The sequence below is a fragment of the Streptomyces acidiscabies genome, from assembly GCF_020010905.1.
Classification (GTDB): Bacteria; Actinomycetota; Actinomycetes; order Streptomycetales; family Streptomycetaceae; genus Streptomyces; species Streptomyces acidiscabies.
Genome location: NZ_JAGJBY010000002.1, coordinates 1982266 through 2008062, shown reverse-complemented (window position 1 = coordinate 2008062; position 25797 = coordinate 1982266). Strand labels below are relative to the sequence as shown.

General features: G+C 71.9%; 24 protein-coding genes and 1 pseudogene. 8 read left to right on the top strand and 17 right to left on the bottom strand.

The features are described from left to right. The 5 genes and pseudogenes from J8M50_RS35860 to J8M50_RS35840 all read right to left on the bottom strand — a co-directional run. The gene (locus J8M50_RS35860; RefSeq protein ID WP_050372188.1) at window positions 1-717 is read right to left on the bottom strand and encodes a response regulator; all 717 of its coding nucleotides are present in this window, start codon (window positions 715-717) and stop codon (window positions 1-3) included. Further along, window positions 714-3389, bottom strand: a complete 2676-nt coding sequence (locus tag J8M50_RS35855; RefSeq protein ID WP_010353042.1) for a DUF4118 domain-containing protein — start codon at window positions 3387-3389, stop codon at window positions 714-716. The genes J8M50_RS35860 and J8M50_RS35855 overlap by 4 nt, the downstream gene beginning before the upstream one ends. A 319-nt stretch (window positions 3390-3708) precedes the next feature. Further along, a complete protein-coding gene (locus J8M50_RS35850; RefSeq protein WP_010353041.1) occupies window positions 3709-4473 on the bottom strand; it encodes a DUF3710 domain-containing protein in 765 nt (254 codons plus the stop codon). A gap of 1 nt (window position 4474) precedes the next feature. Beyond that, window positions 4475-5026 carry a dUTP diphosphatase gene (gene dut / locus J8M50_RS35845; RefSeq protein ID WP_010353040.1) on the bottom strand — a complete coding sequence of 184 codons (552 nt, stop codon included), beginning with the start codon at window positions 5024-5026 and terminating at the stop codon, window positions 4475-4477. A gap of 88 nt (window positions 5027-5114) precedes the next feature. After that, window positions 5115-5237, bottom strand: a pseudogene (locus J8M50_RS35840) (PaaI family thioesterase); the annotation flags it as partial. Between the two features lie 128 nt (window positions 5238-5365). Here J8M50_RS35840 and J8M50_RS35835 point away from each other — a divergent pair. Continuing rightward, entirely contained in the window at window positions 5366-5830 is a 465-nt protein-coding gene (locus J8M50_RS35835; RefSeq protein WP_010353038.1) for a DUF3093 domain-containing protein, read from the top strand. Window positions 5831-5834: 4 nt separating this feature from the next. Here J8M50_RS35835 and J8M50_RS35830 read toward each other — a convergent pair whose 3' ends face one another. From J8M50_RS35830 to J8M50_RS35815, 4 genes are all read right to left on the bottom strand, one after another. After that, a complete protein-coding gene (locus J8M50_RS35830) occupies window positions 5835-6788 on the bottom strand; it encodes a hypothetical protein (protein WP_075692730.1) in 954 nt (317 codons plus the stop codon). A 13-nt stretch (window positions 6789-6801) separates the two neighbouring features. Beyond that, window positions 6802-7098, bottom strand: a complete 297-nt coding sequence (locus J8M50_RS35825) for a DUF4193 domain-containing protein (protein WP_003993510.1) — start codon at window positions 7096-7098, stop codon at window positions 6802-6804. 396 nt (window positions 7099-7494) lie between these two features. Then, window positions 7495-8757: a sensor histidine kinase gene (locus J8M50_RS35820; protein WP_029183757.1), complete on the bottom strand. Its 1263-nt coding sequence runs from the start codon at window positions 8755-8757 to the stop codon at window positions 7495-7497. 6 nt (window positions 8758-8763) lie between these two features. Next, the gene (locus J8M50_RS35815; RefSeq protein ID WP_010353034.1) at window positions 8764-9417 is read right to left on the bottom strand and encodes a response regulator transcription factor; all 654 of its coding nucleotides are present in this window, start codon (window positions 9415-9417) and stop codon (window positions 8764-8766) included. Window positions 9418-9869: 452 nt separating this feature from the next. Between J8M50_RS35815 and J8M50_RS35810 the strand changes: the two genes are divergently transcribed. Then, window positions 9870-10034: a hypothetical protein gene (locus J8M50_RS35810; RefSeq protein ID WP_010353033.1), complete on the top strand. Its 165-nt coding sequence runs from the start codon at window positions 9870-9872 to the stop codon at window positions 10032-10034. Window positions 10035-10154: 120 nt separating this feature from the next. Here the strand turns inward: J8M50_RS35810 and J8M50_RS35805 are convergent, their stop codons facing one another. Both J8M50_RS35805 and J8M50_RS35800 read right to left on the bottom strand, forming a co-directional pair. After that, window positions 10155-10973 (bottom strand): inositol monophosphatase family protein, encoded by an 819-nt coding sequence (locus J8M50_RS35805; RefSeq protein ID WP_010353032.1) that lies wholly within the window; start codon window positions 10971-10973, stop codon window positions 10155-10157. Between the two features lie 8 nt (window positions 10974-10981). Then, a complete protein-coding gene (locus J8M50_RS35800) occupies window positions 10982-12109 on the bottom strand; it encodes a ferrochelatase (protein ID WP_010353031.1) in 1128 nt (375 codons plus the stop codon). Between the two features lie 218 nt (window positions 12110-12327). Between J8M50_RS35800 and J8M50_RS35795 the strand changes: the two genes are divergently transcribed. Together J8M50_RS35795 and J8M50_RS35790 are read left to right on the top strand one after the other, a co-directional pair. Further along, window positions 12328-13566: an MFS transporter gene (locus J8M50_RS35795; protein WP_010353030.1), complete on the top strand. Its 1239-nt coding sequence runs from the start codon at window positions 12328-12330 to the stop codon at window positions 13564-13566. Further along, the gene (locus J8M50_RS35790) at window positions 13526-14845 is read left to right on the top strand and encodes a D-arabinono-1,4-lactone oxidase (RefSeq protein ID WP_029183756.1); all 1320 of its coding nucleotides are present in this window, start codon (window positions 13526-13528) and stop codon (window positions 14843-14845) included. The genes J8M50_RS35795 and J8M50_RS35790 overlap by 41 nt, the downstream gene beginning before the upstream one ends. Here J8M50_RS35790 and J8M50_RS35785 read toward each other — a convergent pair. Beyond that, the gene (locus J8M50_RS35785; RefSeq protein WP_029183755.1) at window positions 14769-15485 is read right to left on the bottom strand and encodes a RodZ family helix-turn-helix domain-containing protein; all 717 of its coding nucleotides are present in this window, start codon (window positions 15483-15485) and stop codon (window positions 14769-14771) included. The genes J8M50_RS35790 and J8M50_RS35785 overlap by 77 nt on opposite strands. Before the next feature lie 483 nt (window positions 15486-15968). On the opposite strand from J8M50_RS35785, the gene sepH reads away from it, so the two are divergent. After that, entirely contained in the window at window positions 15969-16988 is a 1020-nt protein-coding gene (gene sepH, locus J8M50_RS35780; protein WP_010353027.1) for a septation protein SepH, read from the top strand. 194 nt (window positions 16989-17182) lie between these two features. Here sepH and J8M50_RS35775 read toward each other — a convergent pair whose 3' ends face one another. Further along, complete coding sequence (locus J8M50_RS35775) at window positions 17183-18031, bottom strand: sulfurtransferase (protein ID WP_059044377.1); 849 nt, start codon at window positions 18029-18031, stop codon at window positions 17183-17185. 273 nt (window positions 18032-18304) lie between these two features. Here J8M50_RS35775 and J8M50_RS35770 point away from each other — a divergent pair, with 273 nt between their 5' ends. Next, window positions 18305-19093, top strand: coding sequence for a VOC family protein (locus J8M50_RS35770; RefSeq protein WP_010353025.1), 789 nt, complete (start codon window positions 18305-18307; stop codon window positions 19091-19093). Between the two features lie 73 nt (window positions 19094-19166). After that, on the top strand, window positions 19167-19673 hold the full coding sequence (locus J8M50_RS35765; protein ID WP_010353024.1) for a DUF4352 domain-containing protein: 507 nt from the start codon (window positions 19167-19169) through the stop codon (window positions 19671-19673). On the opposite strand, the gene J8M50_RS35760 is transcribed toward J8M50_RS35765, so the two are convergent. The 4 genes from J8M50_RS35760 to J8M50_RS35745 form a co-directional block, all read right to left on the bottom strand. Continuing rightward, on the bottom strand, window positions 19661-20308 hold the full coding sequence (locus J8M50_RS35760) for a thymidine kinase (protein WP_010353023.1): 648 nt from the start codon (window positions 20306-20308) through the stop codon (window positions 19661-19663). The two genes, J8M50_RS35765 and J8M50_RS35760, sit on opposite strands and share 13 nt — an antisense overlap. Window positions 20309-20373: 65 nt before the next feature. After that, a complete protein-coding gene (locus J8M50_RS35755) occupies window positions 20374-21552 on the bottom strand; it encodes an alkaline phosphatase family protein (RefSeq protein WP_010353022.1) in 1179 nt (392 codons plus the stop codon). Next, on the bottom strand, window positions 21552-22142 hold the full coding sequence (locus J8M50_RS35750) for a DUF5998 family protein (RefSeq protein ID WP_063133256.1): 591 nt from the start codon (window positions 22140-22142) through the stop codon (window positions 21552-21554). The genes J8M50_RS35755 and J8M50_RS35750 overlap by 1 nt, the downstream gene beginning before the upstream one ends. 50 nt (window positions 22143-22192) lie before the next feature. Then, complete coding sequence (locus J8M50_RS35745; RefSeq protein WP_010353020.1) at window positions 22193-25213, bottom strand: bifunctional acetate--CoA ligase family protein/GNAT family N-acetyltransferase; 3021 nt, start codon at window positions 25211-25213, stop codon at window positions 22193-22195. Between the two features lie 187 nt (window positions 25214-25400). Here J8M50_RS35745 and J8M50_RS35740 point away from each other — a divergent pair, with 187 nt between their 5' ends. Continuing rightward, window positions 25401-25682 carry an HPr family phosphocarrier protein gene (locus J8M50_RS35740; RefSeq protein WP_010353019.1) on the top strand — a complete coding sequence of 94 codons (282 nt, stop codon included), beginning with the start codon at window positions 25401-25403 and terminating at the stop codon, window positions 25680-25682. Window positions 25683-25797 lie beyond the last annotated feature (115 nt).

The following is a 25797-nucleotide window of genomic DNA, read 5'->3' as shown; positions in this document are numbered from 1 at the left end:
TCACTTCTCGAACCGGTACCCCATCCCGGGCTCGGTAATGAAGTGCCGAGGATGTGCCGGATCCCCCTCCAGCTTCCTGCGCAGTTGCGCCATGTACACCCGCAGATAGTTCGTCTCCGTCCCGTACGACGGCCCCCACACCTCCTGCAACAACTGCCGCTGGCTGACCAGCCGCCCGGTGTTGCGCACGAGCACCTCCAGCAGATGCCACTCGGTGGGCGTGAGCCGGACGTCCTTCCCGCCCCGGTTGACCTTCTTCGCCGCGAGGTCCACGGTGAACCCCTCGGTCTCGACCAGCACCTCCCCCTCCCCCGGCCCCACCGGCTCGGCCCTGCGCACAGCAGCCCGCAGCCGCGCCAGCAACTCGTCCATCCCGAACGGCTTGGTGACGTAGTCGTCGGCGCCCGCGTCCAGCGCCTGCACCTTCTCGTCGGACGAGTGCCGCGCGGACAGCACGAGGATCGGCACCCGCGTCCACCCCCGCAGCCCCTTGATCACCTCGACGCCGTCCATGTCCGGCAGCCCCAGGTCGAGCACGACGACGTCGGGATGCCGCGCCGCCGCCAACTGCAACGCGCTCGCCCCGTCGTGCGCCGCGTCCACCTCGTACTTGCGCGCCTTGAGGTTGATCACCAGCGCCCGCACGATCTGCGGCTCGTCATCGACCACGAGCACCCTCGTGGGTCCCTGGGGGTTCCCCCCGGCGGCGCTCATCATGTCCCCTGCCTCTCGGACGTACCCAACGGCTCTGCCTCCACGACACCACCGACACGGGACGATTCTGCCGGTACACCCCTATCGACACCGGAAACCGTCTCACCCGCACCAGCCACCGCCGCCTGACCCGCACCAAGCACCCCGGACGCCGACGCCTCACCCGACACCCCGGCCACCCCACCCGCCGCCCGCAGCGTCAGCACCATCGTGAGCCCACCCCCCGGCGTATCCTCCGCCGCCAGCGTCCCCCCCATCGCCTCCACGAACCCCCGCGCCACCGCGAGCCCAAGCCCCACCCCCGCGCCGCGCGGAGCGTCTCCGTACCGCTGGAACGGTGCGAAGATCCGCTCCTTCGCCTCGTCGGGCACCCCGGGCCCTCGGTCGACGACGCGCACCTCGACCCGCTCGGACAACGCGCTCGCGGCGACCAGCACGGTCTGCCCCGTCGGGCTGTACTTGACCCCGTTCTCCACGAGGTTGGCGACGGCCCGCTCCAGCAGCCCGGCGTCGACGGACACCATGGGCAGCGTCTCCGGGATGTCCAGCTCGACGCTGTCCTCGGGCACCCCGCCGAGCGCCATCGGCACCACCTCGTCGAGGTCGATCTCCCGCACGATCGGCGTGACCGTCCCGGTCTGGAGCCGCGACATGTCCAGCAGGTTCCCGACGAGGTGGTCGAGCCGGTCCGCCCCCTCCTCGATCCCTTCGAGCAGCTCCGCCTGATCCTCCTCGGACCAGGCGACGTCGTCCGACCGCAGACTCGACACCGCCGCCTTGATCCCGGCGAGCGGCGTGCGCAGGTCGTGGCTGACGGCGGCGAGCAGCGCCGTCCGGATCCGGTTCCCCTCGGCGAGGGCCCGCGACTGGTCGGCCTCCTCCTGGAGCCGGCGCCGGTCGAGGACGACGGCGGCCTGCGCCCCGAACGCGGCGAGCACCCGCCGGTCCTCGGCCGGCAGCACCCGCCCGGTCAGCGCGAGCGCCATGTGGTCCCCGACGGGCACGTCCACGTCGGCGTCCTCGGGCCGCTCCACCGCCCGCCCGATCCCGACGCGCCCGGCGCAGGTCCACGGCGCGACGTCGGCCTCCCGTTCGAGCAGCGCCGCCGACTCCATCCCGAAGGTCTCCCGCACCCGCTCAAGGAGCGCCTCCAGACTGGTCTCCCCGCGCAGCACGTTCCCCGCGAGGAACGACAGGATCTCCGACTCGGCCCGCAGCCGGGCCGCCTGATGCGTGCGCCGCGCGGCGAGGTCGACGACGGAGGCGACCGATATCGCCACCCCGACGAAGATCACGATGGCGACGATGTTCTTCGGGTCGGCGATCGTGAACCGGTGCAGCGGGGGTGTGTAGAAGTAGTTCAGCAGCAGCGACCCCAGCGCCGCCGAGGCCAGCGACGGCAGCAGCCCCCCGAGCAGCGCGGCGGCGACGGTCAGCGCCAGGAACAGCAGCATGTCGTTGGCGAGCCCGAGCTGGACCGCGTTCAGCAGCAGCGCGAGCCCCACCGGCCCGCCGACGCCGACCAGCCAGCCCCACAGGATGCGGGCCCGCCCGAGCCGCGCGCCCCGGGCGACGGGCAGTCCGCGCCCCTTGGCGACCTCCTCGTGGGTGACGATGTGGACGTCCAGGTCGGGCCCCGACTCGCGGGCGACCGTCGCCCCGACGCCGGGCCCGAACATGTACTGCCACGCCTTGCGCCGCGAGGACCCGAGCACGATCTGCGTCGCGTTCGCGCCCCGCGCGAAGTCGAGGAGGGCGGCCGGGATGTCGTCCCCGACGACGTGGTGGAACGTGCCGCCGAGATCTTCGACCAGCGTCCGCTGCACGGCGAGTTCCTTCGGCGAGGCCGAGGTGAGCCCGTCGCTGCGGGAGATGTACACGGCGAGGACCTCGCCGCCGGCACCCTTCTCCGCGAGCCGCGCCGCCCGCCGGATCAGCGTGCGCCCCTCGGGGCCGCCGGTCAGCCCGACGACGATCCGCTCGCGGGAGCCCCAGATCGCCGAGACCCGGTGCTCGCTGCGGTACTGGTTCAGGTACTCGTCGACCCGGTCGGCCACCCACAGCAGCGCCAGTTCCCGCAGCGCGGTGAGGTTCCCGGGCCGGAAGTAGTTGGACAGCGCCGCGTCGACCTTGTCCGGTTTGTAGATGTTGCCGTGCGCCATCCGGCGGCGCAGGGCCTGCGGCGACATGTCGACCAGTTCGACCTGGTCGGCCCGCCGCACCACCTCGTCCGGCACGGTCTCGCGCTGCCTGACCCCGGTGATCGACTCGACGACGTCCCCGAGCGACTCCAGGTGCTGGATGTTCACCGTCGACACGACGTCGATCCCGGCGGCCAGGAGTTCCTCGACGTCCTGCCACCGCTTGGCGTTGCGCGAGCCCGGCACGTTCGTGTGCGCCAGTTCGTCCACCAGGGCGACCGCCGGGGCCCGGCGCAGCACCGCGTCCACGTCCATCTCGGTGAAGACGCCGCCCCGGTAGTCGATCTCCCGGCGCTCGATCTCCTCCAGGCCGTGCAGCATCACCTCGGTGCGCGGCCGGCCGTGGTGCTCCACGAACGCCACGACACAGTCCGTACCCCGCTCGACCCTGCGGTGGGCCTCCGACAGCATCGCGTACGTCTTTCCGACGCCCGGTGCCGCACCGAGATAGATCCGAAGCTTCCCGCGCGCCATACCCTCATTGTCTTCCGCCGACCACCAAGTGTGCAGCGAAGACGCTACGGCCCTTTCATCAGACAAATCAGACACTCCCTTCGCCACCACCCCACCTTTGACAAAACCCTGACACCCCACCGACTCCCCCGCCGAGCCGGTCGAGCCCTTCCTGCCCCTTCATCGGAAGATCCGGGCCGATCGGTTCACGTTCCGCGAAAATTTTTCCGGCCCCACGAAACCGGCCCCACGAAAACCTCAGGCACCCCACGAAAACCGCATGCAAAAAGGCCGGACCCCCGAGGGGAACCCGGCCCTTCCACGATCTCGCAAAAAACTCTCAGCGCACCTCGGTGATCTCCGGCCCACGCTGCAACTGCCCCATGCCCCCGGAGAACCGCGAGCCCTCCTCCTGCTGCTGGACCCCTTCGGGAACCATCTGGGCGTCGTTCGGCAGCTTGAGGACGATCGGGTCGCGGGGAGCCATCGGCCCCTCGCCGCGCACGACGACCGTGTCCCGGAAGATCTGCTCCAGGAGCCCGGCGGCCTGCGGCTGCACGGCCCCCTGCCCGGAGATCACTCCGCGCAGGAACCACCGCGGCCCGTCCACGCCGACGAACCGCACGACGTGGAACCCGCTCTGCCCGTCCGGCAGCTGCACCGGCACCTGCGCACGCAGCTCCCAGCCCAGCGGACCCTCGACCTCGTCGATGATGCCGCCCTGCTGGGTGATCCCGGAGGCGATCTCCTCGCGCACCTCGCCCCAGATGCCCTCGCGCTTGGGCGCGGCGAAGGCCTGGAGCTGAACGGCGCTGTCGCGCAGCACGACGGTCGCCGCGACGATCGCGTCACCCGCGACCTCGACCCGCAGCTCCATGCCGTCGACGCCGGGCACGAAGAGCCCGCCGAGGTCGACGCGGCCCTCGGCGGGGTCGCTCACCTCGGTGTCGTCCCAGGGCCCGTCGGGCCGGGGCTCGGGTTCAAGCCGTACGCGCTCGCGCGGGCCGCCCGTCTCGTCCGCCTCAGTGTCGACGCTGTCGACGACCTGCTCGGCCTCGCCGGCCGCGCCCTCGGCGGCATCCTTCTTCTTGCGACGTCCGAACACGTCACTGTCCTTCCCGGTCGGATACGACCGAAGCGTATCGATTCCCACCCGTTGTGCCGCCTGTGGCGGCGTCACCGCTCGTGCTGTCCGTCGTCCCCACCGCGGCGTGGCCGCCGGTGGACCCGAAGCCCCCCTCGCCCCGAGCCGAACCGGGAAGTTCCGCGACCTCCTGGAAGCGGACCCTCTCGACCTGCTGGACGACCAGTTGGGCAATCCGGTCGAAGCGCTCGAACCGCACCACCTCGCGCGGATCGAGATTCACCACGATCACCTTGATCTCCCCACGGTACCCGGCATCAACCGTCCCCGGGGCATTCACGAGGGCGACTCCGCACCGGGCGGCCAGCCCGGACCGGGGGTGCACGAAGGCCGCGTACCCCTCGGGGAGGGCGATGGCGACCCCGGTGGGCAGTACGGCCCGCTCGCCGGGCTTCAGCTCGCAGTCCTCGGTGGTCCGCAGGTCGGCTCCCGCGTCGCCGGGCTGTTCGTACGCCGGGAGCGGTACGTCGGGGTCGACGCGCCGGATCCGGACGTTCAGGGGTTCACGGCTCACGGGTTCACCTCGAAGGCGCGTACGCGCGGACGGCGACGGTGCGCAGCGGCCTGTCCGGCGAGCTGGGCAGTTCGCGGGAGCGGCTCTCGCCGCTCCCGAAACACTGTTCGTAGTGGGTGCCCAGAAGCCCGCCGGGCGCGGGGGCGTCGGGGTGCCGCACCGGTTCCAGGGCGCCGGCCGGAGGCTGAAGAGCTGCGGAAGTACCACTCACAGCCGCAGACCTTACCCGCCCGTCCCTCACCCTCGGCCACCCTGTGCTCACCGCTCTTACCCACCGGTCACCTCCGCGCGCCCCGCCCCGGACCCGGCACGGTCGCTCACCCGTGCCAAGCTTGGCCCATGCAGCTCTCCACCCCCCCGTACGAAGAACGCCTCACCGCCCCCCGCTCGTGGTGGTTCCTGTCGTTCCTCGTGGGCGTCTCGATGGCCCTGATCCTGCTGCCGTTCGGCACGCTGCCGCTGCTCGGGGGCCTGGTCGGCGGTACGGCGGCGGCGGCCGTCGTGGCCAGTGCGTACGGGTCGCCGCGCATCCGCGTGGTGGGCGGTCTCCTGATCGCCGGGGACGCGAAGATCCCGGTCACGGCGCTCGGTGAGGCGGAGGTCCTGGACCAGGAGGAGGCGCGCGCCTGGCGGACGTACAAGGCGGACACGCGCGCGTACCTGCTGCTGCGGGCGTACATCCCGGGCGCGCTGCGCGTCCTCGTCACGGACCCCGAAGACCCGACGCCGTACCTGTACCTGTCGACCCGGGAGCCGGAGCGCCTGGCGCAGGCCCTCAAGGAGGCCCGGGAAGCCACCGTCTAGGGCGTCAGCGCCCCAGTTCTCCGCGGCCCCAGCGGTCTCTGAGGTTTCTGCGTTCGGCCCGTTCGTCGATCACGAGCGGGTCGTTCGGCTTCTCCAGCGGCGGGAGCGCGGGGAGGGCGTCCCACGGGATCTGGTGCTGTCTGAGGTCCGCGCGGAGTTTCGCGGCGAGTTTTCTGGTGTCCCTGCGGTTCATGACGGCCCCGACGGCCGCGCCGACCATGAAGGGGACCAGGTTCGGCAGGTTGCGCACCATGCGCTTCATGATCTGCTGGCGCAGTTCGCGCTTCATCTGGCTGCCGAGCGCGGAGTTCACGGAGGACGGCTTGAGGACCTCGATGCCGCGTTCGCCGGACCAGGAGCGCAGGTAGGCGGTGCTGCGGTCCTTGAGGCTGCCGGGCGGGCGCAGGCCGTACACCTCGTGGAGTTCGGCGATCAGTTTCAGTTCGACCGCGGCGACGCCGGTGATCTCCGCCGCGAGTTCCGCGGGCATCGCGGGCGGGACGGAGAGCATGGCCGCGGCGCCGACGCCCGCGCCGACGGTCGCGGACGCGTTCGCAGCGCCCGCCACGAGCTTGTCGGCGAGCTCCTCGGGCCCGAGGCCGGGGAACTGGCCGCGGAGCGTCTGGAGGTCGCGTACGGGGATTCTGGGGGCGTTCTCGATGACCCGGTCGGCGAGGTACGCCAGGCCCGCCTTGGCCCGGCCGCGGCCCTTGTGGACGCTGTCCCGGGCCAGGGTGCGGGCCCTGTCCCTGATCACCGCGGCCGACCGCCTGGCGACGGCCGCGGTGCTGTTGTCCGGCGCCGGGTGGTCAACCCCGCCTGCCGCCGGTTCGAGCGAGGTCGATCCTGCGTCGGATGAACCTCGCTCGTCGTCACGTACACCGAGAGGGTCGTTCGACCCTTGGTCCGCTCTCCTCAGGGGGAGGCGGCGCTTCCGAGGAGAGGTCGAGCCAGTCACGGCCGACCCTCCCTCAGTCGCAGTCGCGGCAGATCGGCTGACCGTTCTTCTCGCGGGCCAGCTGGCTGCGGTGGTGCACCAGGAAGCAGCTCATGCAGGTGAACTCGTCCTGCTGCTTGGGCAGCACCCGGACGGCCAACTCCTCGTTGGAGAGGTCGGCGCCGGGCAGTTCCAGGCCCTCGGCGGCCTCGAACTCGTCGACGTCTACAGCGGATGCCGACTTGTCGTTCCGCCGGGCCTTCAGCTCTTCCAGGCTGTCGGAATCGACGTCGTCGTCGGTCTTGCGTGGGGTGTCGTAATCGGTTGCCATGGTCGCTCTCCCCCTCTGGGTGAATGCGGTGTCCTCAGCGCTCGTAACGCGTGAGAGGCCGGACTTGTGCCCGCCTTGAGCGGGAGATTTTGCCTCACATCAAGGTCTGTTACTCAATCGACACCCAACCGGGCTCCTCACGGGTGATCGGGTTGGATGGCGATCGGGACCGTACACGGTCCGAATGTCGCACTTCAAAGGCGCCCCACCGTGTACTTCCCGTCATCAGGACCCCTGAAAACCCGGATTTTCCGGGCTTTAGTACGGTCCCCATGATCACAGTGAGTAGATGGCCGGAAATTCGCCCTTGTGATCGATCACACACATGAGCACGGGGAAGAAGCCCCGAAAATTCCGCGCAAAGCGAACACCCTCGCGTGTGTCGGGCCCATGATCTCAGAGAGGCAGGGTGACACGCATCACCAGTCCCCCTCCCTCTCTCGGCTGGGCCGTGATGTGCCCGCCGTGCGCCCGCGCCACCGACCTCACGATCGACAGCCCGAGCCCCACCCCCTTGTCGCTGCCCGTACGCTCCGTACGCAGCCGCCGGAACGGCTCGAAGAGGTTGTCGATCTCGTACGCCGGGACCACCGGACCGGTGTTCGACACCACCAGCACCGCCTGCCCGTGCTGCACCTCGGTGGTGACCTCCACCCAGCCGTCCTCGGGCACGTTGTAGCGCACCGCGTTCTGCACCAGGTTCAGCGCGATCCGCTCCAGCAGCACGCCGTTGCCCTGGACGACGGCCTTCTGCCGCTCGCCCCGGATCACGACGCCCTTGGTCTCGGCCTCGCCGTGCACCTGGTCGATCGCCTGCCCGGCCACCTCCGCGAGGTCCACCGGCTTGCGCTCGACGATCTGGTTGTCGCTGCGCGCGAGCAGGAGCAGGCCCTCCACGAGCTGCTCGCTGCGCTCGTTGGTCGCCAGCAGCGTCTTGCCGAGCTGCTGGAGCTCCACCGGCGCGTTCGGGTCGGAGAGGTGGACCTCCAGGAGCGTCCGGTTGATCGCGAGCGGCGTACGCAGCTCGTGCGACGCGTTCCCGACGAACCGCTGCTGCGCCGTGAACGCCCGCTGCAAGCGCGCCAGCATGTCGTCCAGCGTGTCCGCCAGCTCCTTCAGCTCGTCGTCCGGACCGTCCAGCTCGATACGGCGGGACAGGTCCGAACCGGCGACCGCGCGCGCGGTGCGCGTGATGCGGCCCAGCGGGGTGAGCACCCGGCCCGCCATCGCGTACCCGAAGGCGAACGCGATCACCGCGAGCCCCAGGAGGGCCAGCAGGGAGCGGCTGAGGAGGTTGTCCAGGGAGTCCTGGCGGCGCTGGTCGACGCAGGCGTTGATCGCCGCGTTGAACGTCGACAGGTACACCTCGCCGTCCGCGTTGGTCGCGGCGTTGACGGCCGGGCAGGACGAACTCGTCACCTTCACCTGGGTACCGGTGACGATCTTGAACGGCAGCTCGTTGCCCGTGTTGATCGCCTGCGCGGCCAGCAGATAGATGATCGACAGCAGCAGGATGCCGGCGATCAGGAACATGCCGCCGTACAGCAGCGTGAGTCTTATCCGGATCGTCGGACGCAGCCACGGGAACGGCATCTCGGGGCGGCGGGGGTCCCAGGTGGGTTTCGGGGGCGCCTTGGGGGGCGCGGGTGTCGCGGCCACGGTGGATCAGATCCGGTAGCCGGAACCGGGCACGGTGACGATGACGGGCGGCTCACCGAGCTTGCGGCGCAGCGTCATCACGGTGACGCGTACGACGTTGGTGAACGGGTCCGTGTTCTCGTCCCAGGCCTTCTCCAGGAGCTGCTCCGCCGACACGACGGCTCCCTCGGAGCGCATCAGCACCTCCAGCACCGCGAACTCCTTCGGCGCCAGCTGCACCTCGCGGCCGTCCCGGAACACCTCGCGGCGGTTCGGGTCGAGCTTGATGCCCGCGCGCTCCAGGACCGGCGGCAGCGGCACGCTCGTACGCCGTCCCAGCGCGCGTACGCGGGCGATGAGCTCGCTGAACGCGAAGGGCTTGGGCAGGTAGTCGTCGGCGCCGATCTCCAGGCCCTCGACGCGGTCGCTGACGTCGCCGGACGCCGTAAGCATCAGCACGCGCGTGGGCATGCCGAGTTCGACGATCTTGCGGCAGACGTCGTCGCCGTGGACGAGCGGGAGGTCACGGTCGAGGACGACCACGTCGTAGTCGTTGACGCCGATACGCTCCAGGGCAGCCGCCCCGTCGTACACGACGTCGACGGCCATGGCCTCCCGGCGCAGTCCGGTGGCCACCGCATCGGCGAGCAGTTGCTCGTCCTCGACGACGAGTACGCGCACGTCGCTTGTCCTTCCTGTGTCCACCCGCGTAGCGCTCCGGTGTCGCCTTGGGGCGCGCGGGCAGGGATCTGCATGGTGTGTGGACCCCATCCTGCCCTTTTCGGCCATAAGTCGGCTGTAAGGCGGGAGCGGGCGGCAGGCGGAGGTCCGGTGAGCGCCGGATGAAATGAAGGTGTGGAGCCCGGGAATGCCAGATTTTCTCGCCGGGTTGAGGTTTCCGTGGAAGGGAGCGGGGGGAGGAAGCGTTACACCCCGCGATCACACTCTGCTTGTGCCGCACCCCCGTGCGGTACGGCCGCTTTCGTTTCGTCTCGCAGAGCGGACGTGGGTGCTCGGCACCGTCGCCGCCCAGCGCGTCCGGTGTGCTGGGCATCTGCCGCAGACGTGATCGCCCCTTCCGACTGGCACACCCCCGTGCCATCGACCCACGACCCAGGACGAGGGGGCGCAGCATGGACGCGTTCACCGCAGGACTCCTCCAGCGCATAAGGGCGACCGAAACGGACCTGAGCCGTGCTCGCGACGAGGGAGACGATTTCCTCGTCGAGGTGGAACAGGCGGAACTCGACGATCTGCGGCGGCTGGCCGCGGAGCACGGCGTCGAGGTCGGTGCCTGAGCGGTTCCAGGGGCTGATGATGTCGGCCTGACGTGAAGAACCCCCGGTGAATCCAGCGCCGGGGGTTCTTCGCGTTCTCGCGGGGTGCTGCGGAGGGTGCCGCCGGGGTTCGCGGAGGGGTCAGCCCCGCCAGGCTCCCAGGTCCTCCAGGAGCGCCTGGAGGGGCTCGAAGACCCCGGGCGGGGCCGCGATCGTCAGAGCCGTCGAGAGGGCGTCTCCCGGGCGTCCTCCGGTCAGTGCGCCGGCCTCCCGGGCGATGAGGTCGCCCGCCGCGTAGTCCCAGGGGTTCAGGCCGCGTTCGTAGTAGCCGTCCAGGCGGCCCGCAGCGACGTCGCAGAGGTCGATGGCGGCCGAGCCGCCCCGGCGGATGTCGCGGACCTGGGGGATCAGCGCGGCGGCCACCGCGGCCTGGGAGGTGCGGCGTTCGGTGGTGTAGCCGAAGCCGGTGGAGATCAGGGCCCGCTCCAGGGGCGCCGCCTCGCGGGCCTTCAGGGGGCGCGGGCCCTGTGCGGCACCGGTGACCCAGGCGCCCTTGCCGCGTACGGCCTGGTAGGTCTCGCCCCGCAGGGGTGCGTGGACGACGCCCACGACCGTCTCGCCGTTGTGCTCGGCGGCGATGGAGACGGCCCAACTGGGCAGGCCGTAGAGGTAGTTGACCGTGCCGTCGAGCGGGTCGATGATCCAGCGGACGCCCGAGGTGCCCTCCTCGGAGGCGCCCTCCTCGCCGAGGAAGCCGTCGTCGGGGCGGTGCCCGCCTATCAGGCCGGTGATGAGCTTCTCGGCCGCGATGTCCATCTCGGTGACGACGTCGATGGGGCTCGACTTGGTGTGCGCGACCGCGAGGTCGGTGGGCCGGCCGTCGCGCAGGAGGGTACCCGCCTGGTCGGCCGCCTCCTGGGCGAGGCGGAGAAGTTCGTCGTACAGCGTCTCGTCGGGCATGGGGCTCCTCACGCGTAGGGGCTGTCGGCGCCCGCGGCGGCGGGCTTGGGGGCACGGGCGGGGCAGCAGCCGACCGGGCAGAGGTCTGCGGTCGCGCCGAGGGCGCCCAGCACGCAGGGGGTGACCTCGCGGCCGGACTCCGTGGCCGCGCGCTCCAGGACGAGGTCGCGGACGGCGGCGGCGAAGCGCGGGTCCGCGCCGACCGTGGCCGAGCGGCGCATGGGCAGGCCCAGCTCCTCCGCCTTGGCCCTGGCCTCGGTGTCGAGGTCGTAGAGGACCTCCATGTGGTCGGAGACGAACCCGATGGGAGCGATGACCACCGAGGGGGCGCCCGCCTCGTGCAGCTCTTCGAGGTGGTCGCAGATGTCGGGCTCCAGCCACGGGATGTGCGGGGCGCCGGAGCGGGACTGGTAGACAAGCTGCCAGGGATGGTCGACGCCGGTGCGCTCGCGCACGGCGTCGGCGATCAGCCGGGCCGCCTCCAGGTGCTGTTCGACGTACGCGCCGCCGTCGCCGTGGGACTCGACGGGGCCGGAGGTGTCCGCCGAGGCGGTGGGGATGGAGTGCGTCGAGAAGGCGATGCGGGCGCCGCTGCGGACGTCCTCGGGGAGGCCGGCGAGGGACTCCACGATGCCGTCGGCCATGGGCTCCAGGAAGCCCGGGTGGTTGAAATAGTGGCGCAGCTTGTCGACCTTCGGCAGGTCGAGGCCCTCGGCCTGGAGGACGGCGAGCGAGTCGGCGAGGTTCTCGCGGTACTGGCGGCAGCCCGAGTACGAGGCGTACGCGCTGGTGGCGAGGACGAGGATGCGGCGGCGCCCGTCGACGACCATCTCGCGCAGGGTGTCCGTCAGGTACGGGGCCCAGTTGCGGTTGCCCCAGTAGACCGGCAGGTCCAGGCCGTGCTCGGCGAAGTCCTTGCGCAGGGCGTCCAGCAGGGCGCGGTTCTGGTCGTTGATCGGGCTGACCCCGCCGAAGAGGAAGTAGTGCTGCCCGACTTCCTTGAGGCGTTCGGTGGGGATGCCTCGCCCACGCGTCACGTTCTCCAGGAACGGGACCACGTCGTCCGGACCTTCGGGGCCGCCGAAGGACAGCAGGAGCAGGGCGTCGTAGGGGGTGGCATCGAGCGCGTCTGACATGGGTCGATCCTGCCACCCGGCACTGACAACCGGGAAACGGCGGGGTGTCCTGCCGGAGCTTTCACGGCCGGTAAGTGTGCTGCGTACGGGGGACCCGCGCCGTAAGCTGTACGGGCCGCGTTGGCACCTTACGACGCTCCGTGCCGCAGAGCCGCCACCACCCGCACCACGCCGAGCCGCCGGCCGGGTGCGGCCACCCCGTACGACCGGAGACCGCTTTGGCCAGCCCCTATCGCGCACTGTTCGCCGCACCCGGCACGAAGGGCTTCGCCGCCGCAGGGTTCGTCGGGCGGATGCCGCTGTCGATGATGGGCATCGGCGTGGTCACGATGATCTCCCAGCTCACCGGCCGCTACGGCCTCGCGGGCGCGCTGTCGGCGACGATCGCGCTGTCCGCCGCGCTGGTCGGGCCGCAGATCTCCCGGCTGGTGGACCAGCACGGCCAGCGCCGGGTGCTGCGCCCGGCGACGCTGGTCGCGCTGGTCGCGGCGGCCGGGATGCTGGTGGCGGCGCACTGGTCGTGGCCGGACTGGTCGCTGTTCGTGTTCTCGGCGGGCATCGGGGCGGTGCCGAGCCTCGGGGCGATGGTCCGCGCGCGGTGGGCCGCCCTGTACCGGGGGACGCCGCAGCTGCACACGGCGTACTCGTTCGAGTCGGTGGTCGACGAGGTGTGCTTCATCTTCGGGCCGATCATCTCCATCGGCCTGTCCACCGCGTGGTTCCCGGAGGCGGGGCCGCTGCTGGCGGCGTGCTTCCTCGCGGTGGGCGTCTTCTGGCTGACCGCCCAGCGGGCCACCGAGCCGAAGCCGCACCCCCGCGCGCGTACGGGCGGCGGTTCCGCGCTGCGCTCGGCGGGTCTCCAGGTGCTGGTGGTCACGTTCGTGGCGACGGGGGCGATCTTCGGGGCGGTGGACGTGGTGACCGTCGCGTTCGCGGACGAGCGGGGCCACAAGGCCGCCGCGAGCCTGGTCCTCGCGGTCTACGCGGCCGGATCCTGTCTGGCGGGGATCGTCTTCGGCCTGCTGCGCCTCCCGGGGGCCCCGCAACGGCGCTGGCTGCTGGGCGTGGTGGCGATGGCCGTGAGTATGATCCCCCTCCTACTGGTCGGAAACTTGCCGTTTCTGGCCGTGGCGCTCTTCGTCGCGGGCCTGTCCATCGCTCCCACGATGATCACGACGATGTCCCTCATCGAAGAGCACGTACCACGCGCGCAGCTCACCGAGGGCATGACCTGGATCAGCACCGGTCTCGCGGTCGGAGTCGCGCTCGGTTCCTCGGTGGCCGGCTGGGTGATCGACGCGGCCGGTGCGCGCGCGGGGTACGGGGTTCCGGCGGTGTCCGGGGCCGTCGCGGTCGTGGTCGGTTTCCTGGGGTACCGCCGGCTCAGCAGGCCGGCTACGGGTCGGGGAGGCACCGTTGAGCAACACAGCGAGCGGGAAGAGCGGCACGTGGCGTAACTGGGGAGGGAACGTCGTCGCGCGTCCCGCGCGGGAGGTCGAGCCCGCCTCCGTGGAGGAGCTGGCCGCCGCCGTACGGCAGGCCGCCGAGGACGGCCTGAAAGTGAAGGCCGTCGGTACGGGGCACTCCTTCACGTCGATCGCCGCGACCGACGGTGTGTTGATCCGCCCTCAACTGTTGACCGGTATCCGCAACATTGATCGCGACAACATGACCGTCACGGTCGAGGCGGGTACTCCGCTCAAGAGACTCAACATGGCTCTCGCGCGCGAGGGCCTGTCGCTCACCAACATGGGCGACATCATGGAGCAGACCGTCTCCGGCGCCGCCTCCACCGGCACGCACGGCACGGGCCGCGAGTCCGCGTCGATCGCCGCGCAGATCAAGGGACTTGAGCTGGTGACGGCGGACGGCTCGGTCCTCGTCTGCTCCGAGAAGGAGAATCCGGAGGTCTTCGCGGCGGCCCGGATAGGCCTGGGCGCGCTGGGGATCGTCACCGCGATCACGTTCGCCGTGGAGCCGGTCTTCCTGCTCACCGCGCGCGAGGAGCCGATGCCGTTCGAGCGGGTCCTCGCCGAGTTCGACGACCTGTGGGCCGAGAACGAGCACTTCGAGTTCTACTGGTTCCCGCACACCGGCAGCACCAACACCAAGCGCAACAACCGCAGCGCGGGCCCGCGCCGGCCGGTGAGCCAGGTCAAGGGCTGGGTCGAGGACGAACTGCTGTCCAACGGCGTCTTCCAGGTCGCCCAGTGGGTCGGCAGGGCGGTGCCCGCGACGATCCCCACGATCGCCCAGGTCTCCAGCAAGGCGCTCTCCGCGCGCACATACACCGACATCCCGTTCAAGGTGTTCACCTCGCCGCGCCGGGTGCGGTTCGTGGAGATGGAGTACGCCGTCCCACGCGAGGCTGTCACCGAGGTGCTGCGCGAGCTGCGGACGGCCATGGAGCGCTCGGGGCTGCGGGTCAGCTTCCCCGTCGAGGTGCGCACCGCGCCGGCCGACGACATCACGCTGTCCACGGCGTCCGGCCGCGACAGCGCGTACGTCGCCGTCCACATGGTCCGGGGGGCGGCCTACCAGGCGTACTTCACGATCGCCGAGCGCATCTTCACGGCGCACGAGGGGCGCCCGCACTGGGGGAAGGTGCACACGCGGGACGTGGAGTACTTCTCGCGCGTGTACCCGCGGTTCGGGGAGTTCACCGCGCTGCGGGACCGGCTGGACCCGGATCGGCTGTTCCAGAACGACTATCTGCGGAGGGTGTTGGGGCAGTAGCGGACGGGCTCGGCGCGGGGGTCGCCTCGCCGGCGCCCTCCGTCGGCGAGCCAGTCGCGCTCGGGGTCGTGTTCTGGGGCGCGCCCGAGGGCTCCCCCGAGGGCGACGGTGAAGGGGCCTGCGTGTCGCCGGAGGGGGCCGGAGAGCCGGGTGACGGCGTGCTCCCGGGGTTCCGCGAGGAGTCCCCGGAGTCCGGGTCCGTGGCGTTCCCGGACGGCGCACCGCGGCCCGAGACCGCGTCGCTGACGGTCGTTCCCCCGCCGCCGCTGAAGGCGCTGCCGGACGCCAGCTCGTAGGCGGTGATCCCGGTCATGGTGACGCCGAAGACGAGGACGGCCGCGAGGACGGGACGCCGCAGGCCTCGCCCCCGCGCGCGGTGCACCGTTCCCGCCGAGTACGCGCCCCGGGCGGGGGCCTGTTCGGGGGAGCCGGTCGTCGTGGTCGCCTCGCGCAGTTGCTCTCCGGTGCGCTTGAAGAAGTGCTGGAAGAGCGAGCCGCCGCAGGTGGCGATCACGCTGACGACACCGGCCCCGAGGATCGTGCCGTACACGCCGAAGGACGAGGCGAGTTTCGCGGCGAGCACCGCGGCCAACGCGCCCCCGGCGACCTGCGGAACACTGAGATCGGGCCTTTCACGCATGCCGGGACCGAACCTTCCTTTCCCCTACTTGATCAACAGTTGATCGACTATCCACGCAAGAAGGTGACGTCAGGACGTAACCGATAGTTCCGATTCCGGATGATCCGTGAAGTACGCCACGTTCAAGATCCCGAAAACAGGGGAATCCACGGCCAAGTCGCACCTCTTGCGAGAAGTTGAGGGGCGCGGCAATCCACGCACGTGGCCCAAATGGAGTACTGTTGCGAGCCCTGGGCCCGGCCTCCCTACAGGGTGTCCGGGGCCTTGCTGGACCGCCAGGAGGGGAACCAGTTGCACAGGGTGACGGGGTCAGTCACTTAGCGTGGCGAATGGGTAACCGTGCCATAACGGCGATCCAGGGCCCGCGTCCGACACGCCGGGCAACTCGGCAAGGTTGTGGCAGGCTGCACCCGGGCAGGCCACACTCGACTAGCGGAAGCAGCGACGCACGTGACGTCGGCAGGCACCACCCGGGAGGTCCCCATGCCCGAACTGCGGGTCGTGGCCGTCTCGAATGACGGAACACGGCTGGTGCTCAAAGCTGCCGACGCGACGGAGTACACACTCCCCATCGACGAGCGTCTGCGCGCGGCCGTGCGCGGCGACCGGCCCCGGCTCGGCCAGATCGAGATCGAGGTGGAGAGCCACCTCCGCCCCCGTGACATCCAGGCGCGCATACGCGCGGGTGCCACCGCGGAAGAGGTCGCACAGCTCGCCGGCATCCCCGTCGACCGTGTCCGCCGCTTCGAGGGCCCCGTCCTCGCCGAGCGCGCCTTCATGGCCGAACGCGCCCGCAAGACGCCCGTACGCCGCCCCGGTGAGAACGCCGGCCCCCAGCTCGGCGAGGCCGTCCAGGAACGGCTGCTGCTGCGCGGCGCCGAGAAGGACACCGTCCAGTGGGACTCCTGGCGCCGCGACGACGGCACCTGGGAGGTCATGCTGGTCTACCGGGTCGCCGGTGAGCACCACTCCGCGAGCTGGACGTACGACCCGCCGCGCAGGCTCGTCCAGGCCGTCGACAGCGAGGCACGGTCCCTGATCGGCGAGTCCGACGACCTCGCCGCGCCGGAGCCCAGCTTTCCGTTCGTGCCGCGTATCGCCCGGCTGCCCCGGGACCGCCCGCTGGACCGGGAGCGCCCCGCGCTGCCCGCGCCGGCGCCCGAACCGGCCGACGAGGCGGTGGCCGAGCGGGACTCGCTGACCAGCCTCCTGGAGGCCGTACCGAGCTTCCGGGGCGACATGGTCGTACCCGAGCGCCCCTCGGAGGACACCGAGGAGACCGAGCAGGAGGCCGAGGTCGAGGAGCCCCCGGCACCCGCCGCGTCCGCCGGTTCCGCCTACGCGGACGTCCTCATGCCGCGCTCCGTCGGCAGCCACCGCGACCGCCTCATCGGCGCCACCGACCGCCAGGCCGAGGCCGACGGCGTCCGTCCGGGCCGCCGCGCGGCTGTCCCGAGCTGGGACGAGATCGTCTTCGGGACGCGGCGCAAGAAGCAGGAGTAGCGCGCGGGCGCGGGATGCTGGTCTCTGACGTTCGCGCGCGTACGCCGGAGACCAGGTTTCGGAGCGACGCGCGAGCGCGCGGGGGTCCCAGAAGCCGCCGCCTCGTCAGGTGCCGCGGGCTGGGCCGCTCCCCGCGACCGACCGCTGCCCTGCGGGGCCGCGCTCTCCCCCGCGCGCGGCCCCCTGCTGTCGCCCTACTGCGGGTCCGGTCCCACCGCGACCGGGCGGGACGGGTCGGAGGACCACTCGGACCAGGAACCGACGTACAGGGCCGCCGGGATGCCCGCGACCGCCAGGGCGAGGACCTCGTGCGCCCCCGAGACGCCCGAGCCGCAGTACACGCCGACCTCGGTGCCGTCGGCGGCTCCCAGGCCCCGGAAGCGGTCCTTCAGGTCCTGCGCGGGCAGGAAGCGGCCGTCGGGTCCGACCGTCTCGGTGGTGGGCGCCGAGACCGCGCCCGGGATGTGGCCGCCGACCCGGTCGATGGGCTCCACCTCGCCCCGGTACCGTTCCCCCGCGCGCGCGTCGAGGAGGACCCCTGAGCGAGCCAGCGCGGCGGCGCCGTCCGCGTCCAGGAGCCCCTTCGCGCCGGGGACCGGCGTGAAGTCGCCTTCTGCGGGCGCGGGCAGGTCGGCCGAGATCTTCCCCTCCCAGGCCGGCAACCCGCCGTCGAGGACCCGCACGTCCGGGTGACCCGTCCAGCTCAGCAGCCACCACGCGCGCGCGGCGGCCCAGCCCTGCCCTCCGTCGTACACGACCACCGGGGTCGACGCCGAGACACCCGCGCGGCGCATCGCGGCGCCGAAGGCGTCGAGGTCGGGCAGCGGATGACGGCCCGAGGCGCCCGCGGTGCCCGCGAGTTCGCGGTCCAGGTCGACGAAGGCGGCGCCGGGGACGTGTCCCGTGGCGTACGCGGCGTGGCCGTCGAAGGGAGGCTGACCCGCCGTCGGGACACTGAGCTGCCAGCGGACGTCGAGGACCACGGGCGCGTGGTTTCCGGCCAGTTCGGCCGCCAGCTCGGATGCGGAAATGATGGCGTTCATGGCGCCCATCCTCGCGCACGGGGTGGCCCCGCCGCCCGTGTCCGGTTACTCTGCCCGCCGGACAGCCTCGATCACCAGGTGTACGGGATCGGGCACACCGTGTACAGCCGATCAACACTTGACGGCAATCAATGCGAAACGGGCGCGTCATCACCGCCCCCCACGTGGCGGCGTGCTCCGGGACGCGGGGCCGCGCGGGTGGTGCGAGCATCGGCACGGGGGTTCCAGGGTGCAGCGACACGGCCGCCGCGAGGGGCCGAGGAGAGAGTGACGATGACCGAGGCACGGGATTCGGACCGGCACGGCGAGGCGCACGGCCGGTACACACCCGGCACGCCCTGCTGGGTCAGCCTGATGGTGCACGGACTGACGGCGACTCAGGAGTTCTACGGCGAGCTGTTCGGCTGGGAGTTCCAGCCCGGGCCGCGTCAACTGGGCGCCTACGCGCGCGCACTGCTCGACGGCCGTGACGTCGCCGGCATCGGGCAGCTCCCTGCGGACCGCCACCTGCCGGTCGCCTGGACGCCCTACCTCGCCTCCGACGACATCGACCGGGACGCCGAGCGTGTGCGCCTGTGCGGCGGTACCGTCGGCGTCGGCCCGCTCGACGCGGGCGACACCGGCCGCCTCGCCATCTGCTCCGACCCGGCCGGCGCGGTCTTCGGCCTCTGGCAGGCGGCGGCGCACCTCGGCACGGGCGTGACGGGCGTCCACGGCACCCCCGCCTGGAACGAGCTCCTCACGTACGACACGGAGACCGTCGCCAAGTTCTACGAGACTCTCTTCGCCTACGCCTCCACCCGCACCCCCGACACGGTGACCCTCCACCTCGACGACCACCCGGCAGCGGCCCTCCACACCCTGGGCTCCGCCCTCCCCCGCGACCGAGGCCCTCACTGGCTCACGTACTTCGAGGTCACGAACACGGACGAAACCCTGACCCGTGCCGTGTCCCTGGGTGGCCACATCATCACCCCGGCCGCGAACACCCCCCTGGGCCGCACAGCCACAGCCTCCGACCCGGAGGGCGCCCGCTTCGCCCTGCTCCAACGCCCCACCTGACCCCCGACTCGCCGACCTCCTGGCGCGGGCGCACGATGGTGTCATCTGCCGCTCCACTGCACCGGGAGGAGCGATGCGACGTCGTACCGCGCCCTTGCTGATCTGTCTGCCGGCGGTGTTCTCGCTGGCGCTGGCGCCTTTGTCGTCCGACGGGAAGGTCGGGGACACGCTGAGTCTCACGGGCACGTCGGGCGAGGAGAAGCTCGATGTGACGGTGGTCAAGGTGGTGGACCCCGCGCGCGCGAAGGACTCCTTCTCCTCGCCGGACCCCGGAAACCATCTCGTCTCTGTCCAGTTCCGGTTGAAGAACACCGGCACAGCCGTCTACAACGACTCGCCGTCGAACGGCGTGGACGTGATCGACCAGGACGGCCAGCGTTTCGACACGGCCTTCCTCTCCGACACCACGGCAGGCGCCGAGTTCCCCGGAGGCGTCACCATCTTGCCCGGGAGGACCGCCCTCGGCTACCTCAGCTTCGAAGTACCGAACGCCTCCCGAGTGGTCGCCGTCCAGTTCGCCATGGACAGCGGTTTCTCCGACGACGTCGGCGAGTGGACGGTGTCCGGCTACACCGCCTGAACCGGCAGCACGTCCGGTGACAGGGTCGCCGCCTTGGACGATGCCGCTGTCATCCGGCGGCGATGGTGTCGCCGGCACAGCACCTCGTACCCGATCGTGTCCGCCCGGTTGACGTCGCCGACGACGACCTGGGCGCCCTCGACGACCATGACGCCGCCGACCGTGCGGGCGTTGTGGGTGGCGCGGGCGCCGCACCAGCAGAGGGCCTCGACCTGGAGGACCTCGACGCGGTCGGCGAGTTCGACGAGGCGCTGGGAGCCGGGGAAGAGCTTGGAGCGGAAGTCGGTGGTGATGCCGAACGCGTAGACGTCGAGCCCGAGATCGTCGACCACGCGCGCGAGCTGGTCGATCTGTGCCTCCGCGAGGAACTGCGCCTCGTCGGCGATGACGTAGTCCGCACGGCCCCCGTGGGAGAGGTGGTCGACGAGGTAGGCGTACAGATCCTGCCCGTCGTGGATCTCGACGGCGTCGGTGACGAGCCCTAGGCGGGAGGAGAGCTTGCCCCGCCCGGCGCGGTCGTCACGGCTGAAGATCATCCCTTTGAGGCCGCGAGCCGATCGGTTGTGCTCTATCTGGAGCGCCAGGGTCGACTTCCCGCAGTCCATGGTTCCGGAGAAGAACACCAACTCGGGCATGGCGAGGTGAGCACCTTTCGGCAGGAAGGCCGCCCCCGAAGGGCCGGAGAAACGGTCGGAATCGATCAGGAGCGTACTTCGAGCAGGGGGACGAACTGCTCCGCAGGGGTCATCGACCCGTGGTTGCCGACCATCGCGGACTCCTTCGGCTCCCGCTCGGACGCGATGATCAGAACGTCGTCCCGCGCAGCCGCGATCACGTCACCGAGCCGGTCGTACACGCGCTCGTCGACGTGCGGACCGAACCACCCGGCGGCGATGGCCTCCTCGCGCGAGGCGACCCAGAACTGTTCGCCGAGGACCTCGCGCCAACAGGTCAGGACGTCGGCGGCGGCCCCGGGGACGGCGTACACGTGCCGGGCGCGCCCCTCACCGCCGAGGAGGGCGACGCCCGCGCGCAGTTCCCAGTCCGCGTCGAAGTCGATGCGGTGCTCCTCGTCGAAGGGGATGTCGACCATGCCGTGGTCGGCGGTGACGTACAGCGCGCTGCGCGGGGGGAGCTGCTCGGCGAGCCGCTGGACGAGCCGGTCGACGTACATGAGCTGGCCGCGCCAGGTGTCGGAGGCGATGCCGTAGCGGTGCCCGGCGCCGTCGAGTTCGGCGTAGTACGTGTAGACCAGGGCCCGGTCCCCGGCGGCGAGTTGAGCGGCGGCGAGGTCCATGCGCTCCTCGCCGGTGAGCCGCCCGTGGAACGTTCCGCCACTGAGCGCGATCTTGGTCAGCGGGGTGTTCTGGAAGGCGGGCGAGGAGACCTGCGCGGTGTGCACGCCCGCGGCGTCGGCGAGCTGGAAGACCGTGGGGTACGGCTGCCAGACCTGCGGCGAGGTCCAGGGCTGCCAGCGGAGCTGGTTCATCAGCGCGCCGGTCGCGGGGTCGCGCACGGTGTAGCCGGGCAGCCCGTGCGCGCCCGGCGGGAGGCCGGTGCCGACGGAGGCGAGGGAGGTCGCGGTGGTGGCCGGGAAGCCGGCCGTGAGATGCCCTCCGGAGGGCTTCAGGAGGCTGTTGAGGTACGGCGCCTCGTCCGGGTGGGCCGTGATCTGCTCCAGGCCGAGACCGTCGACGAGGAAGACGCACACGCGGTCGGCGGGCACCAGCGCGGGGATCGTGGCGGTGAGGCCGGGGACGCCGAGTCCGGCGGCCACGGTGGGCAGCAGGTCGGCGAGGGAGCCGGTGCCGTAGCGCGGGACGGGCGCGGAGTCGACGCGGAGGGGTTCGGGGTGGTCCCAGGGGGCGAGCTGGGGCATCAGAGGGCCGCGGTCGCCTCGGAGAGCGCCTGCGCGAAGGCGAGCGCCTGGCGCACCGTCTCCGGGCCGTCGCCCGCCTCGCTGACGCGCAGGCTGAGGTCGTCAGCCGTCGAGTTGCCCGTGTAGCCGTGGTCCGCGTCGCAGTTGGGGTCGCCGCAGGCGGCGGGCTCCAGGTCGATGCGGGAGACGGCGCCCCAGCCGATCGTGAGCATCACCTCGCGCGGGAGCGTGCCCGGCGCGTACGACTCGGGGTTGGCGACGACGCGGCTGACGACGACGGAGGAGATCCGGCTGAGCTTCACGGACTCCGTGGAGGTGGTCGCGTACGGCGTCGGCGACGTCGTGTCGGCGGACTGTTCGTCGGTGTGGCTGACGATGAAGCGGTTGCCGGTGAGGACGAGCACGGTCACATGCCTGCGGACCTCGTTCTGGTCGAACGTGGTCTCCTGGTGCACCAGGTACGACCGGATCGGCTCGCCGCCCACGGCGGCCTCCACCGCCTCGGCCACGAGGGCCGGGTAGTAGCCGCTGCGCTCGATCGCCGCGCGCAGCCCCTGGGTCGTCGTACTGGTCTTGGCCATGCCCTCCATCCTACGGGGACCCACTGACTGCGAGGGACCCCGCACAGGGCGTCGGGGGCTCAGTACGCGGGCAGGGTGCGCGGGCCGAGGTCGTCGCGGGCGGGCGGCGGGGCGAGGCGTACGGACGCGCCGAGGACGCTCACGCCGTGCGGGGCGACGACGACGGGTTCCAGGGTGACGGCGACGACCTCGGGGTGGTCGTCGACCAGGCGCGAGACGCGCTGGAGGAGCTCCTCCAGGGCCGGGGTGTCGACGGGGGTGGAGCCGCGCCAGCCGAACAGGAGGGGTGCCGTGCGGATCGAGCGCACCAGGGAGGTCGCGTCCCTGTCGGTGACCGGCACCAGGCGGTGCGCCATGTCGCCGAGCAACTGCGAGGCGGCGCCCGCGAGCCCGAACGACAGCACCGCGCCGGCGGCCGGGTCGATCACCGCGCGGACGACCGTGTCGACCCCGCGCGGGGCCATCGCCTGGACGACGGGCCGCAGTTCCTGGGGCGTCCCGAACAGCTCCGTCAGCTCGCCGTACGACCGCCTCAGTTGCTCCTCGTCCGTGAGGTCGAGGCGGACGCCGCCGAGGTCCGCGCGGTGGCGCAGGTGCGGGGCGGTCGCCTTCAGGGCGACGGGGTAGCCCAGGGCGCGCGCGGCCCGGACGGCGTCCTCCGGGGTCGGCGCGGGCATGGCCCGCCGTACGCCGATGCCGTACCGGCCGAGGAGTTCGCACGTCTCCTCGGTGCCGAGGGTGAGTCCCTGCCCGCGCGCGAGGAGGCCGTCGATCATCCGCACGGCGCCCTTCTCGTCGATGTCCTCGTACTCGGGCACCTTGCCGGGGTCGGCCGCCTCGCGCCGCCACTGCGCGTACTTCACGGCCTCCGCGAGGGCGCGTACGGCCCGTTCGGCCGCCGGGTAGGCGGGGATGAGGCGGGGGCCGCCCGAGGGTGCGAGGGGGTCTTGTGCGGCTTTGTCGGGGGGTGCGGCGAGGGCGGGGTGCGGGGTCCGGGCGGCGGCGAAGGCGTTGCCCGCGCGGGGAGCGGGGGCTTGTCCGGGAGGGGCGGGGGGCGGGGGGACGGTGACGCTGACGCGCGGGTGCGCCGGAGGCGCGTCGGGTACGGAGGTGGGCGCGGGGGACGATCCGAGTGCCTCTCCCGTCCGCGCCCGCGCGGTTGTGCCGCTCCCCGGCGCAGTGGTGGCTCCGGCCGCCCGGCCCGCGTCCGCCTGAGGCGCCGTGCTCATCGCCGCCGACAACGCCTCGGCCAGCCCTCCGAGTTCGACGTGGACGACGAGCACCGGCTTGGCCGGGACCTCGGCGGCGGCCGAGCGCAGGGCCTCCGCGAGGCCGGCGTCGTCGGCGGAGCCCTCGCCGATGGCGGGGATGGCGGTGACGACGACCGCGTCGCACGTGTCGTCGGCCAGCGCGCGCGTGAGGGCGTGGCGGAAGTCGTCGGCGGAGGCGCCGGTCGTGAGGTCGAGGGGCGGGAGGGGGCGCAGTCCCTCGGAGAGGCAGGCGTCGTAGGTGAGCAGTCCGAGGGACTCGGAGTTGCCGAGGATCGCCACGCGCGGGCCCGCGGGGAGGGGCTGGCGGGCGAGCAACAGGCCCGTGTCGACGAGTTCGGTGATGGTGGCGACGCGGATCACGCCGGCCTGCCGCAGGAGCGCGGAGACCGTCGCGTGGGGCAGCCGGGTCGCGCGGACCGCGTGTCCCTGGGGTGCCGATCCGGCGCCCTGGACGACGACGAGGGGTTTCGCCGCCGCCGTACGCCGCGCGAGGCGCGTGAACTTGCGGGGGTTGCCTATGGACTCCAGGTACATGAGCACGACGTCGGTGTCGGGGTCGTCGTACCAGTACTGGAGGACGTCGTTGCCGGAGACATCCGCGCGGTTGCCGGAGGAGACGAACGTGGAGACACCGGTCACGCCGGTCACGCCCCCTCCCCTGCGGTGCAGCCGGGACAGCAGGGCGACGCCGATCGCGCCGGACTGCGCGAACAGCCCGATGCGGCCGGGCCGGGGCGTCTCGGGCGCGAGGGAGGCGTTGAGCCGTACGTCGGGCGCGGTGTTGATGATGCCGAACGCGTTGGGGCCGACGATGCGCATCCCGTACGCGCGCGCGAGGCGTACGAGTTCGCGCTGGCGCTCGCGCCCGTCGGGGCCGCTCTCGGCGTACCCGGCGGAGACGACGACCAGTCCCTGGACGCCGTGCTCCCCGCACTCGGCGACGACCTCGGGGACGGCGTCGGCGGGGACGGCGACGACCGCGAGGTCGACGGGGCCCTCGATGTCGCGCACGGAGCGGTGGGCCGGGACGCCGTCGAGCTCCTCGACGCCGTCCGGGAGGGCCTTGTTGACGGCGTGCAGGGTGCCCGTGAAGCCCGCCGCGCGGAGGTTGGCGAGGACCGCGTGGCCGACGCCTCCGGGCGCGCGCCCGGCGCCGACGACGGCGACGGAGCCGGGCGCCAGCAGCCGCCGTACGGAGCGGGCCTCGGCGCGCTGTTCGCGGGCGCGCTGGACGGCGAGGGAGCGTTCGGTGGGTTCGAGGCCGAACTCCAGGCGGACGACGCCGTCCTCGAAGCTGCGCTTCTGGGTGTAGCCGGCGTCGGTGAAGACCTTGATCATCTTGGAGTTGGCGGGGAGCACCTCGGCGGCGAAGCGGCGGATCCCGCGCTCGCGCGCGACGGCGCCGATGTGCTCCAGGAGAGCGGAGGCGACGCCGCGGCCCTGGTGCGCGTCCTGGACGAGGAAGGCGACCTCCGCCTCGTCGGCGGGACCCTTGGCGGGCAGGCCGTCGGGGCCGATGCGGTCATAGCGTACGGTGGCGATGAACTCGCCTCCGACGGTGGCGGCGAGTCCCACCCGGTCCACGAAGTCGTGGTGCGTGAAGCGGTGGACGTCCTTCGCGGACAGGCGCGGGTAGGGCGCGAAGAAGCGGTAGTACTTCGACTCGTCCGACACCTGCTCGTAGAAGCTGACCAGGCGCTCGGCGTCGTCGGCGGTGATGGGCCGCACGCGCGCGGTACCGCCGTCGCGCAGCACCACGTCGGCTTCCCAGTGGGCGGGGTACTCGTGCCGCTCCTGCGCGCTCTGCATGGGGCCCAGCGTACGGCTCGCGTCCGACAACGGCGCGAGGCAGTCTGGGGGACGGAAGACGGCACGAACCGGACCGAGGCCGCGGTCCGGACAGCCGTCCGGGAGGGGCCGTCGCGCCTCCTCCCCGGACGCTTCACGTGTGGAAAACTGGTCTAGACAACCCTGAACACCGAAGGGCAGCAACAACATGGCTGAGCGCCGCGTCACCATCGGCTGGGCGGAGGGCCTCCACGCCCGCCCCGCCTCCCTCTTCGTCCGAGCCGCCACGGCCACCGGCGTCCCGGTCACGATCGCCAAGGCGGACGGCAACCCCGTCAACGCGGCCTCCATGCTGGCCGTCCTCGGCCTCGGCGCCCAGGGCGGCGAGGAGGTCGTCCTGGCCTCCGGCGCCGAGGGCGCGGACGCGGCCCTCGACCGGCTGGCGAAGCTGGTCTCCGAGGGCCTCGACGAGCTCCCCGAGACCGTCTGACGCCACCCACGCGCGCGTAACGGAGCCGCGCCGCCCTCTCCCGGGCGGCGCGGCTCCGTCATTGTCCGGGCATACCGGAATGCATTTCCCCGCACAGCATTGCGGGATGTGCGGG

Coding starts and splice junctions, on each gene's coding strand:
- sepH (WP_010353027.1), top strand. CDS start 15,969: ATGCCCGAACTGCGGGTCGTGGCCGTCTCGAATGACGGAACACGGCTG.
- J8M50_RS35825 (WP_003993510.1), bottom strand. CDS start 7,098: ATGGCAACCGATTACGACACCCCACGCAAGACCGACGACGACGTCGAT.
- J8M50_RS35765 (WP_010353024.1), top strand. CDS start 19,167: ATGCGACGTCGTACCGCGCCCTTGCTGATCTGTCTGCCGGCGGTGTTC.
- J8M50_RS35745 (WP_010353020.1), bottom strand. CDS start 25,213: ATGCAGAGCGCGCAGGAGCGGCACGAGTACCCCGCCCACTGGGAAGCC.
- J8M50_RS35810 (WP_010353033.1), top strand. CDS start 9,870: ATGGACGCGTTCACCGCAGGACTCCTCCAGCGCATAAGGGCGACCGAA.
- J8M50_RS35760 (WP_010353023.1), bottom strand. CDS start 20,308: ATGCCCGAGTTGGTGTTCTTCTCCGGAACCATGGACTGCGGGAAGTCG.
- J8M50_RS35740 (WP_010353019.1), top strand. CDS start 25,401: ATGGCTGAGCGCCGCGTCACCATCGGCTGGGCGGAGGGCCTCCACGCC.
- J8M50_RS35750 (WP_063133256.1), bottom strand. CDS start 22,142: ATGGAGGGCATGGCCAAGACCAGTACGACGACCCAGGGGCTGCGCGCG.
- J8M50_RS35785 (WP_029183755.1), bottom strand. CDS start 15,485: ATGCGTGAAAGGCCCGATCTCAGTGTTCCGCAGGTCGCCGGGGGCGCG.
- J8M50_RS35805 (WP_010353032.1), bottom strand. CDS start 10,973: ATGCCCGACGAGACGCTGTACGACGAACTTCTCCGCCTCGCCCAGGAG.
- J8M50_RS35755 (WP_010353022.1), bottom strand. CDS start 21,552: ATGCCCCAGCTCGCCCCCTGGGACCACCCCGAACCCCTCCGCGTCGAC.
- J8M50_RS35855 (WP_010353042.1), bottom strand. CDS start 3,389: ATGGCGCGCGGGAAGCTTCGGATCTATCTCGGTGCGGCACCGGGCGTC.
- J8M50_RS35770 (WP_010353025.1), top strand. CDS start 18,305: ATGACCGAGGCACGGGATTCGGACCGGCACGGCGAGGCGCACGGCCGG.
- J8M50_RS35835 (WP_010353038.1), top strand. CDS start 5,366: ATGCAGCTCTCCACCCCCCCGTACGAAGAACGCCTCACCGCCCCCCGC.
- J8M50_RS35860 (WP_050372188.1), bottom strand. CDS start 717: ATGATGAGCGCCGCCGGGGGGAACCCCCAGGGACCCACGAGGGTGCTC.
- J8M50_RS35800 (WP_010353031.1), bottom strand. CDS start 12,109: ATGTCAGACGCGCTCGATGCCACCCCCTACGACGCCCTGCTCCTGCTG.
- J8M50_RS35775 (WP_059044377.1), bottom strand. CDS start 18,031: ATGAACGCCATCATTTCCGCATCCGAGCTGGCGGCCGAACTGGCCGGA.